Source organism: Burkholderia sp. AU27893 (genome assembly GCF_002223205.1).
In the GTDB taxonomy this organism is placed as follows: domain Bacteria; phylum Pseudomonadota; class Gammaproteobacteria; order Burkholderiales; family Burkholderiaceae; genus Burkholderia.
Genome location: NZ_NKFD01000015.1, coordinates 1 through 1,058 on the forward strand (window position 1 = coordinate 1; position 1,058 = coordinate 1,058).

Sequence of the window (1,058 nt, forward strand, 5' to 3'; positions counted from 1 at the left end):
GGCGACCACGACACGAACACGTCGTCGTTCCACGCCGGTGCGTTGTCGTTCATCAGGTGCGAGCTCGACAGGTTCGACACCACCGTCTTGCCGCTCGGCAGGCGCACGTGGTACAGCGAGTAGCTGCCCATGTACGCGATGTCGGTCACGACGCCGCGCGCCCAGTTGTGTTTCGAGCCGGGTTTCTCGCGCGACACGTGGATGCGTTCGGGGCGCACCGAGATGCCCACCGGCATGCCGAGCGGGCCCGTGATGCCGTGGCTCACGTACATGCGCGCTTCGAGGTCGTCGCTCTCGACGAAGATGTGATCGGGCTCGTCTTCCACCACGCGCCCTTCGAACAGGTTGGTCGAGCCGATGAATTCGGCCGAGAAGCGGCTGTTCGGGAATTCGTACACCTCGCCCGGCGCGCCGATCTGCACGATCTTGCCTTCGCTCATCACCGCGAGGCGGCTGGCCATCGTCATCGCCTCTTCCTGGTCGTGCGTGACCATCACGCAGGTCACGTCGACCTTCTCGATGATGTTCACGAGTTCGAGCTGGGTCTTCTGGCGGATCTTCTTGTCGAGCGCGGACATCGGCTCGTCGAGCAAGAGCAGCTTCGGGCGCTTGACCAGCGAGCGCGCGAGCGCGACGCGCTGTTGCTGGCCGCCGGAGAGCTGGTGCGGCTTGCGCTGCGCGTACTTGCTCATCTGCACGAGCGCGAGCGCATCGGCCACGCGCTCCTTGATCTCGTTCTTCGGCGTGCCTTCCTGCTTCAGGCCGAACGCGACGTTCGATTCGACCGTCATGTGCGGGAACAGCGCGTACGACTGGAACATCATGTTCACCGGGCGGCGGTACGGTGGCAGCGATGCGAGGTCCTCGCCGTCGACGAAGATCTTGCCCGAGGTGGCCGTCTCGAGCCCGGCGAGCATGCGCAGCAACGTCGACTTGCCGCAGCCCGAGCTGCCGAGCAGCGCGAACAGCTCGTTCTTCGCGATCGTCAGGTTCACGTTGTCGACGGCGGTGCTGTCGCCGAATTTCTTCACGACGTTTTCGATGCGCACGAAGGCGTC

At 64.7% G+C, this 1,058-nt stretch carries 1 protein-coding gene; it reads right to left on the reverse strand.

Features of this window, described 5'->3' with window-relative positions; all coding sequences use genetic code 11:
• Positions 1 to 1,058 (reverse strand): ABC transporter ATP-binding protein (locus CFB47_RS39955; RefSeq protein ID WP_089464397.1); only part of this gene is annotated, 1,058 nt, incomplete at both ends.